The following is a 9,439-nucleotide window of genomic DNA, read 5'->3' on the forward strand; positions in this document are numbered from 1 at the left end:
TAGTTTTAGAGCGTAAATATAAAGGTTTACAATGGCTTTAATGTTAAAATTTATTTAAGAAGTTTCAAGATTTCTACCTCAAAAATAATATTAGATTTCCCTGGAATGCCTCTTGTTCCAGCTTCACCATAAGCTAAATGGTACGGGATAAATAAAGTGGCTTTGTCGCCAACACTTAATTGTTGCAATCCTTCTTTAAACCCTGGAATCATTCGTGCATCTGGACCAATATCAGCAGTAATAGGTCCATATTTATTGGCTGCTTTACGTTTTTTATTAACAACATCTTGTGCTTTTGCAACTTCTAATTTACTTGTTTCTAGTAATTTCCCGCTTTCAAAATACACAGTATAATGAGTTGATACTTGAGCTTCATTAGATAATTTTTCACCTGAGCCTTTTTCAGAAATAAAATATTTTAAGCCAGAATCTAATGTTGTTGCTTTTGCTCTTTGCGTTTCAAATTTTTCTTTAGTGGCTTTTAAAATAGCCTCAGCTTTAGCCTTTTTTTCTTTTTTAAGACGTTCATCTTTCACAAAATGATTATAAAAAATTTTAGGAGCATCAAACGATTTTGCTGATTTACCTTTTCTAATAATATTCAATTCTTCTATAATAACATCTTGAAGGGGTCTGTTTTTATCACCAACTTTCACATTTGAAATAGAATCCTGAACGTTTAATCCTAATACCAATTCTCCAAATACATTATAAACTCCATCTAGATGAGGTTTAGGGATTTCAGTAATAAAAAACTGACTTCCATTACCGTTTGGGCCAGAATGAGCCATAGATAGAATGCCAGGTTTGTCGTGTTTTAAGTCGGGGTGAAACTCATCCCTAAATTTATAACCGGGGTTTCCTTGTCCAGTGCCAATTGGGTCGCCGCCTTGAATCATGAAGCCATCCATAACCCTATGGAAAATAGTGCCATTGTAAAATTTCTTCTTTTTATATTTACTATCAACCATAGTATTGGTGCCCTCTGCTAGCGATACAAAGTTAGCTACCGTTATGGGTGCTTTGTCTTCTGCTAATTTAGCAAGCATAATACCTTTACTGGTTATGATTTCTGCATAAATTCCATCTTCTAAGTCTGGGTATTGTACTTTGCAAGATGTTAAATTTATAAAATGCACAAGTACTAAAACTTTAATAGCGTTTTTAAGTAGCGTCATTTTTAATTCGTTTGATTTTGGGCAATTGAATTTACGGTTACTTCACAAATTAGAGGTGTGTTACGACCTATTTTGTTATCGTCTCCGTAATAGCCATAGGCTTTTTGAGATGGAAATAAAAACGTTACAGTTTCTCCTGTTTTCATAAGCTTTAAACCTTCACGTAAGCCTGTAAACAATTCTTGTTTATCCATGGCGTAGGTTTGCGTTTTTATAACTTCTCTAGAGTATATAACGCTGCCATTTAGGTTTTTAACATTGTAATTATAATTCACAATATCACCAAAACTGGGTGTTTTTAAGGTGTCAATTTCAATCTTATTATTGTAGTAATACCAAAAGCCATTTTCTGAGGCAATGTAATCAATCTCTTGTTGCTTCATTAAGTTTTCAATGAACGCTTTTTCATTAGCATTAAGTTTTTTATTTCGTTCTATAGAAGCATCAATAAAAGAACCCGTTTTTACTGAAACTGGGCGTCTGGCTTCGGGTGTTTTACAACCAAATACTAGCAAAAGTATGGCTATGGTGAGTAATTTATTCATCATTTAGGGCTTTATTATAACTAGGCAATATACTAATAAATTTTTCAACGGTATCGTTTAACGATAGGTGACTTTTGCCGCCAGCGGCATTAATATGGCCTCCGCCTTCAAAATGTGCTCTAGATAATTCATTAACAGAAAAATCACCTTTTGAACGCAATGAAATTTTTATAATACCTTCTTTTTTGTCTTCTATAAAAATTGCAGCAAGTACAATCCCATCTAGAGATAAGCCATAATTTACGACGCCTTCAGTATCGCCTTTTTTATAGTTATACTTTTGTAGTTCATTCTGTGAAAGCGTTATATAGGCTGTGCGAGATTCAGGAATTACTCTTAAATTCGTTAATGCACATCCTAAAAGTTGCAAACGTTCATAGTTATTTGAGTCATATATATTGTTGTGAATCTCACTGTTATCAGCGCCTTTTTCAATAAGTTTGGCTACAATTTTATGCGTTGTGCTTGTTGTTGATCGGAACCTGAAAGAGCCAGTGTCGGTCATAATACCAACATACAAACAAGTAGCAATATTGCTGTCAATGGCATTGGAATCTCCTAACATATCTATGAAATGATATACCATTTCACAGGTAGAACTCATGTTTACATCACTAAACATATAGGTTGCATAATCATCTGGTGCTTGATGATGATCTATCATTATTTTTAAGGCACTACTTTCTGTCAGAACCGTTTCCATGTTACCAGTTCTATGAAACGCATTAAAATCTAATGTAAAAATAACGTCTGCTTCTTTGATTAAAGTATTACACTCCTTGGTTTGAATATCGTGTTTTAAAATAGTATCATTCCCAGGCAACCATTTTAAAAATGAAGGATAATCATTCGGAACTATAACATGAACATTATGATTACCTTTTATTAAATAATGAAATAGCCCTAAAGTAGAACCAATGGCATCACCATCTGGGTTTTTATGGGGTACAATTACTATCTTTTTTTTAGTATATAAAAGCTGCTTTATGCTTGTGATGTCTTGTTTATTCATAGTTGACGAAGATACAATTTTTTTAAAATGAACTCATTTAATCTTTTTGTGTTTAAGCGATAATTAGGAATTTTGAAGTTAAATGAAGACTTTTTGTAATTGCATAGCATCGCTACGGATTTATAAAAAGGGAAGATTTACCTTTAAAAGGACAATTTTTTAGCAAATAGAAAAAGTTTGAATGAGTTCAAATTGAACTATTGCAATTCAATAGAAATAGATTACTTTTGCACGCACATAAAACAAAAAATAATGGCAACAAATAGAACATTTACAATGCTTAAACCAGATGCTGTTGAGAAAGGACACATTGGGTCAATATTAGAAAAAATTTCAGCTTCAGGATTTAGAATTGTAGCTTTGAAATTAACACAAATGACAACGGCAGATGCGCAAGCATTTTATGCAATACATAACGAGCGTCCTTTTTTTGCTGATTTAGTAGAATACATGACTCGCGGACCAATTGTGGCGGCTATTTTAGAAAAAGAAAATGCAGTAGACGATTTTAGAACTTTAATTGGTGCTACAAATCCTGCTGATGCTGCAGAAGGGACTATTCGTAAGTTATACGCTGCTTCAATTGGTGAAAATGCAGTACATGGTAGTGATAGTAATGATAATGCAGCTATTGAAGGCGCATTTCATTTTTCAGGAAGAGAGCTGTTTTAATTGAATAAAATTTCTTAGAGGCTATGCCAATGAGTTTCATTTTGAAATGTGTTATTCTCATGAGTACGGGGGCAAGAAACTATTAAACAAAAAAATCCCGCTATAATTGCGGGATTTTTGTTTTAAAAAGTACTGTATATTTTACTAAACTACTTTTACGTTTACGGCATTTAAGCCTTTTCTTCCTTCTTCTAAATCAAATTCGACGATGTCGCCTTCACGAATTTCGTCGATTAATCCAGAAATGTGAACAAAATGTTCTGTGTTTGAACCTTCTTCAGTTATAAACCCGAATCCTTTTGAATCGTTGAAGAATTTTACTGTTCCTTTACTCATTGTATTAAATTTTAATTATTATAAATTCAAGAATGCAAAGTCTATGCCAAAAAAATAGAACCAAAAAGTTATTGCCATTGTTGTCAGGTTGAGCGCAGTCGAAACCTATTTAGATTTATTAGTAAGACAAAACATTTCGACTGCGCTCAATAGGACAACTGAAAACTTTTTAGATTCTATTTTTATAATGATATATAGATGGTTGAAACTCTCTTCCTTTGAAGAAAATAAAATAGGACACAAAAAAAAAGCCTATCAAATAAATGATAAGCTTTAAGTTGTAATTGTTAAGAGTATATCGTTAGATTACTTTTACGTTTACGGCGTTTAATCCTTTTTTACCTTCTTGTAAATCGAATTCTACTGCATCACCTTCACGAATTTCATCGATTAATCCAGAAATGTGTACGAAATGTTCTTTGTTGTTGTCATCTTCAGTAATGAATCCAAATCCTTTAGAATCATTGAAAAATTTTACGGTACCTTTACTCATTGTATTTGTATTATGATAATTAATATATGTCGCAAATATACTGCAATTAATTTAGAAAACATAAAAAACAAAAAAAGCCTATCAAATAAATGATAAGCTTTAAGTTGTAATTGTTAAATAGTATATCGTTAGACTACTTTTACGTTTACTGCATTTAATCCTTTTCTACCTTCTTGTAGATCGAATTCTACAACATCCCCTTCACGAATTTCATCGATTAATCCTGAAATGTGTACGAAATGTTCATTGTTGTTGTCATCCTCAGTTATGAATCCAAATCCTTTAGAATCATTGAAAAATTTTACGGTACCTTTACTCATTGTATTTGTATTATAATAAATTAAGTGGCAAAGATAAAACAAAAAACAATATTTTTTATTTTTTTTGATAAATTTTTATAATAATATTAGTGTCTAATTATCTTAGAATCAGTTTTTTAATAATTATTTTACCTAATTCTTCATTAAGCATATTAATTATTTTTTCTTTTCCGTAGCTTAATTCTTCTCTTAATACACTTGAACTTAATTGTACATATAATGTTTCGCGTTCTAAATTTACTGAAGTGGTGTAGTTATTAACGCCATTACCCAAAAGTTTTGCCCAAGCATCCACCACGTTAACTTTGTTTAAGCCTTTTTCAAGTTTATTGGTTTCTACAAACTCTTTTAAAGCGTCACTAATACTCAGATGTTCGTTGTTGCGTTTTGCCATGGTAAGGTAAAATTATATATTTTCTTTAAAAGTATTAAAATAAGTCCAAGTTGAAACAAAAATTATTTGGGCGTTCCACTCCCGATAACTATCGGGAGGTCGGGCTATCCGTTACAAGTCCTCGTGCCTGCGGGCTTTTCACTGCTATCACTAACGCAATTATTTGCTATCTTAATTTTTTAAATTTAAACTTGTTTTGTTTTTGGAAAGTGTCTAGTATAACTTAAGTTAGCTTTTAGTAATAAAGTTTTAAATTTAAGTATATAAACAGAAAGAACAAAAAGAGAAGATTAAGGTTATTTCGTATACTGAGACTAGATCTCGTTTTTCTTGAAAACCCCCTCTCTTTTCTATGTTGTGCTTTCGTTATTGTTTTTCAAGTTCAAAGGTAAATTAATTTTCCATTGATTCTAACTCGGCATTAAGAAAGGTTAAAACATTTTTAGTTTCTTCTAAATTTCTAATTAGAATAGCACCTATTATATTGCGTTGAACTTTAACCGATTTCACCATAGCTAAATAGATTATATCATCCACTAATGCATTATAATTATGGGGTGATATTGGGACACTAAACGGGTTATTCGAGTCGAATTTATTTAGTTCATAACTAAATAGTTGGTCAACTTGAGTTTGTCGATTTGTTTGAAAGGATTCAAAGTATTCCATTTCTTCCAATAAATTTTTTTGTGAAATTTCAAACAGTTCTACGATACTATTTCTTAAAAAATCGGATGAAATGATTTTATATCCTACATTTTTTAAACCTTCGTATCCAGCTGTAGACAATGAAAGGTTTGTTCCTGGTAAGCGCGCATTATGGAAATGAATATTCAAGGAATCATTGTATTCAGCTTTTTCGTGTAGTATACTAATAATAATATCGCTGGACCTATTCCAATTCACTCGTCTTAGAGAATCCTGAAGCATTTCACTATAATTGTTTTCTAAAGACTTTTTAAGCTCAACCAACACTTTTTTTTCTAACGCTTTCTCTTTTATCGATTCATTCCAATTATTAATTGAAAGCGCAATTAATATTCCAATCACCACAAGAACAATTTCTCCAATGGCATACTTTAAATACTTACCAGTTTTGTTTTTCTCCATAAGGTCGTATCGTATTTTTCTAAAGAATTTTATCATTGGTTAGCGGTTGAGTTTAATGAAGCACAACGTGTTCGTGTATGGTTTCGTTGCGTGAATTTAGCCATAAACTTTGCAAATACAAACTCAACATTGGAAAATCAGATGTTTTTCCGAATAGACTAGAAGCGAGCAATGAACTTTACACGTTGTGCCTGTTGCACAACGCCCTGCTAAATATACAGAAATTTCGTATATTTAGTAATGCAAGGCACAAAAATATTTCAAGAAAAGTTGTTTAATAATTTTCAGTTAAGCAATCGCGTTCCGCGAGACAATTTTTACCGCAGATTATCATCGGTTTTAGATTTAGAATTCCTTCGTAAAGAGACAAAAACCTATTATGGCAGTTGTGGTCAAAAAAGTTTGGACCCTATTGTTTTCTTTAAATTCTGTTTGGTGGGTTATTTAGAGAATATCACAAGCGATCGTAAATTAGTAGCACATTGTAATATGCGGATGGACCTTCTCTATTTCATAGGTTACGATATCGATGAGGAACTGCCCTGGCACTCGACAATAAGCAGAACCCGTCAATTATATCCAGAGTCCATTTTTGAAGAACTTTTTGCACATGTTTTCAACATGTGTGTATCTATGGGTATGGTAAGTGGCCATACCCAAGTTATAGACTCTGCACCTGTCAAGGCAAACGCATCTATGGACAGCCTTGAGCTCAAAGTTCCGGAAGCAGATCTGGAATTTCATTTAAGACAGTTACGCCATATTAGCAATAGGGATAAGGCAGTTCCATTACGCTCTGCAAAGCTTAATAAAGCACTCAAATCTCAACAGACCCTATCAGCGACCAGTGAAGAATTACAAGCGATAAAAAGTAGAAATAAAAAATGGTCAAAAGATCAGAACCATCGCCCTGGTGCAGGCAATAAAGGCGCACGTTATACCAGTAATAAAACCCATTACAGCCCTACAGATCCCGATGCTCGGATTAGTGTAAAACCGGGCAAGGCAAGAAAGCTAAATTATCTAAGTCAATTAACTGTAGATTCTGCGCACCATGTTGTAAGTGATATTAAGGGCTACCATGCAGATGGTAAGGATAGTCAGCATTTGCAGGATATTAAAAGCGTTTATGGGAATCGGGACTGGTCATGGATACCTGTGTAGCCGATACGGGTTTCAGTAGCGGCGGGAACTATGCTTTTTTAGAGGGACAGGGCATTGCGAGCTATATTCCACCACACGGCACCTACAAGGGCGGACCGGATGGTTTTGTCTATAATGAAAAGGATGATTGTTACATCTGTCCACAGGGTAAAGTTATTCCCTTCACCAAGGTGTTTTATGAGAAGAAGAACAATACAAAAAAGAAAGAATACTGCGCCCTGAAAAAGATATGTACAGACTGTCCGATACGCAGTACGTGCTTAGGGAAATCGGCACAGGAGAAGAAGTTCAGCGTTACCTATTACCGCCCCGAGTACGAGCGCAACATAGCCCGTGTGAACAGCAAAAAAGGGCGTTACATGAAGGGCAAGCGACAGAGTACGGTAGAACCAGTCTTTGGTACGCTCACCCAGTTTTTGGGCATGGGAAAAGTGAATACCTTGGGGCTAGGGCAGGCCAATAAGTGCATGCACCTTTCTGCCATAGCCTATAACCTGAAAAAATACTTAAAATTCATTAAAAACAGCCCCCAAAGCATAGCGGGCACTGAAAAAGGTTATCTTTTTCAACTAATATTTTTAAAATCGGGATTAAATTAACCTTTTGTTAATTTAATCCCGATTTTTTTATGGTGCTATTTGATTAAGTTCTTGTTTGTTAAAATAGCTTTATAGAGCGCGCTTTTTTTTGTGGAACTTATTATTAGTGTTTTTTTGTTCTAGACTGTTAACTTTAGGATTCTCTTTAGATTTACTGTAAATATCGTCATTGCTCCCTGCATTCTCATATTTTCTATGCCATAGGAACTGGCTCTACCATAGCCGTGAACATTTTTAAGCTCACCATTTTTAGCTTCTATTTTATACCTGTGCTTGGATTTCTCTTTATAGTAGTCCGTTTTTTGAAGGGATATCTGTTCTTTGTGGAGGTTAGATTTTATTGATACAGAGTACGTTTTTGTCTTTGCGTTAGGTGTATAACAGCCTTCCCTTAGCGGGCATACTCTACATTTTTGCACATCAAAATAATAGGTGTCCACTTGATTTATCCCACGATCTCTTTTACCTTGACGTGCCTTGCGTATAGACAGATGGCCTGCTGGACAAACAAACCTATCAGCATCCTTGTTATAATCAAATTTATCTTCATCCTTTCTAATACCTTGAGTAATTGTAGAGTTCAATCTAGTATTAAGTTAAGTTTATTATGACGTATTAAATTAAATTTAGTATCTTTGAATAAAAACAATGATACGATACACCATTAAATTAAGTCAAGAAGAAGTAAACGGGTTGATGGCAATAATCAACAAGGGCTCGCATACCACCCAGAAGTTCCGTGCCGCCTACATCTTATTGAACTGCGATGAGGGCGATCATTCCGAAAAGGTGACCAACGAACAGATCAGCAAGGTCCTCAAGGTGGGCATGCGCACCATAGACCGTGTAAAGAAGAAGTTCGTCGAGGAAGGTTTCGAGGCGGTTCTCGAACGCCGCCCAACCACTCGGGTCTATGAAAAGAAAATAGATGGCGATGTGGAGGCAAAACTGGTCCAGTTGTGTTGCAGCGAGCCGCCCCCGGGTTTTGCAAAATGGTCCTTGAGGTTGTTGGCCGACAAAATGGTCGAGTTGGAATATGTGCCGAGCATCTCCCATGTTTCCGTTGGGGAGGTCTTAAAAAAAACGAACTTAAGCCTTGGAAAGTAAAGGGCTGGGTGATACCGCCGAAAAGCAACGGCGAGTTCGTCGCGAACATGGAGCGGGTGCTGGATGTTTACAAAAGGCCCTATGATGTAAATAACCCGGTGGTCTGCATGGACGAGTCGCCGAAACAGTTGATCTCGGCGGGCCAGCTTTCCGTTCCGATGAGACCGGGGCAGGAAGCCCGGGTTGATTATGAGTACGTAAGGCACGGGATGGTCAATATATTCATGGCGAACGAACCGTTGAAAGGCAAACGTTCGGTAGAAGTGACGGAGCACAAAACAAAAAAAGACTGGGCGGAGTTCATCAAGAAATTGGCGGACGAGCAATATCCGGAAGCAAACAGGATAACACTTGTGATGGACAACTTCAGCACGCACGCAGCTTCCGCCTTTTATGAAACTTTCGAACCGGAAGAGGCCAAAAGGTTGTGGGACAGGTTTGAATTTGTGTTCACGCCCACAGTCCTCTGGACACGCTTTATAACCGGAGATGATTCTGCGTAAGGATTT

13 protein-coding genes and 1 pseudogene are annotated in these 9,439 nt (G+C 35.3%); 5 read left to right on the forward strand and 9 right to left on the reverse strand.

The window, feature by feature from the left end; all coding sequences use genetic code 11:
• Positions 1–50: 50 nt before the first annotated feature.
• From AAC024_RS06450 to AAC024_RS06460, 3 genes are read right to left on the reverse strand one after another with little or no spacing between them, the layout of a single operon-like run.
• On the reverse strand, positions 51–1,178 hold the full coding sequence (locus AAC024_RS06450; RefSeq protein ID WP_339894430.1) for a peptidylprolyl isomerase: 1,128 nt from the start codon (positions 1,176–1,178) through the stop codon (positions 51–53).
• A 2-nt stretch (positions 1,179–1,180) separates the two neighbouring features.
• Positions 1,181–1,723, reverse strand: a complete 543-nt coding sequence (gene gldI, locus AAC024_RS06455) for a gliding motility-associated peptidyl-prolyl isomerase GldI (RefSeq protein WP_339894432.1) — start codon at positions 1,721–1,723, stop codon at positions 1,181–1,183.
• On the reverse strand, positions 1,716–2,735 hold the full coding sequence (locus tag AAC024_RS06460) for a bifunctional oligoribonuclease/PAP phosphatase NrnA (RefSeq protein ID WP_339894433.1): 1,020 nt from the start codon (positions 2,733–2,735) through the stop codon (positions 1,716–1,718). The genes gldI and AAC024_RS06460 overlap by 8 nt, the downstream gene beginning before the upstream one ends.
• 252 nt (positions 2,736–2,987) lie before the next feature.
• On the opposite strand from AAC024_RS06460, the gene AAC024_RS06465 reads away from it, so the two are divergent.
• Complete coding sequence (locus tag AAC024_RS06465) at positions 2,988–3,407, forward strand: nucleoside-diphosphate kinase (RefSeq protein ID WP_339894434.1); 420 nt, start codon at positions 2,988–2,990, stop codon at positions 3,405–3,407.
• A 144-nt stretch (positions 3,408–3,551) separates the two neighbouring features.
• Here the strand turns inward: AAC024_RS06465 and AAC024_RS06470 are convergent, their stop codons facing one another.
• The 5 genes from AAC024_RS06470 to AAC024_RS06490 all read right to left on the reverse strand — a co-directional run bounded on the left by AAC024_RS06470 (position 3,552) and on the right by AAC024_RS06490 (position 6,096).
• Complete coding sequence (locus AAC024_RS06470; protein WP_339894435.1) at positions 3,552–3,743, reverse strand: cold shock domain-containing protein; 192 nt, start codon at positions 3,741–3,743, stop codon at positions 3,552–3,554.
• A 301-nt stretch (positions 3,744–4,044) separates the two neighbouring features.
• Positions 4,045–4,236, reverse strand: coding sequence for a cold shock domain-containing protein (locus AAC024_RS06475; RefSeq protein WP_072402704.1), 192 nt, complete (start codon positions 4,234–4,236; stop codon positions 4,045–4,047).
• Positions 4,237–4,364: 128 nt separating this feature from the next.
• Positions 4,365–4,556, reverse strand: coding sequence for a cold-shock protein (locus tag AAC024_RS06480; protein WP_339894440.1), 192 nt, complete (start codon positions 4,554–4,556; stop codon positions 4,365–4,367).
• Positions 4,557–4,653: 97 nt separating this feature from the next.
• Positions 4,654–4,950, reverse strand: a complete 297-nt coding sequence (locus AAC024_RS06485) for a DUF721 domain-containing protein (protein WP_339894441.1) — start codon at positions 4,948–4,950, stop codon at positions 4,654–4,656.
• A gap of 393 nt (positions 4,951–5,343) precedes the next feature.
• Positions 5,344–6,096 carry a DUF6090 family protein gene (locus tag AAC024_RS06490; protein ID WP_339894443.1) on the reverse strand — a complete coding sequence of 251 codons (753 nt, stop codon included), beginning with the start codon at positions 6,094–6,096 and terminating at the stop codon, positions 5,344–5,346.
• A gap of 204 nt (positions 6,097–6,300) precedes the next feature.
• On the opposite strand from AAC024_RS06490, the gene AAC024_RS06495 reads away from it, so the two are divergent.
• Positions 6,301–7,224 (forward strand): transposase, encoded by a 924-nt coding sequence (locus tag AAC024_RS06495; RefSeq protein WP_339894445.1) that lies wholly within the window; start codon positions 6,301–6,303, stop codon positions 7,222–7,224.
• A complete protein-coding gene (locus AAC024_RS06500; protein ID WP_339894446.1) occupies positions 7,209–7,823 on the forward strand; it encodes a transposase in 615 nt (204 codons plus the stop codon). Before AAC024_RS06495 ends, AAC024_RS06500 begins: the two co-directional genes overlap by 16 nt.
• Before the next feature lie 119 nt (positions 7,824–7,942).
• Here the strand turns inward: AAC024_RS06500 and AAC024_RS06505 are convergent.
• Positions 7,943–8,410 (reverse strand): annotated as a pseudogene (locus AAC024_RS06505) (transposase); the annotation flags it as partial.
• 61 nt (positions 8,411–8,471) lie between these two features.
• Here AAC024_RS06505 and AAC024_RS06510 point away from each other — a divergent pair.
• Both AAC024_RS06510 and AAC024_RS06515 read left to right on the forward strand, forming a co-directional pair.
• A complete protein-coding gene (locus AAC024_RS06510) occupies positions 8,472–8,930 on the forward strand; it encodes a helix-turn-helix domain-containing protein (protein WP_339894448.1) in 459 nt (152 codons plus the stop codon).
• Positions 8,931–8,938: 8 nt separating this feature from the next.
• Positions 8,939–9,433, forward strand: a complete 495-nt coding sequence (locus AAC024_RS06515) for an IS630 family transposase (RefSeq protein ID WP_339894450.1) — start codon at positions 8,939–8,941, stop codon at positions 9,431–9,433.
• The last annotated feature ends 6 nt before the right edge of the window (positions 9,434–9,439 follow it).

This window comes from uncultured Algibacter sp. (assembly GCF_963976535.1).
GTDB lineage: Bacteria > Bacteroidota > Bacteroidia > Flavobacteriales > Flavobacteriaceae > Algibacter_B.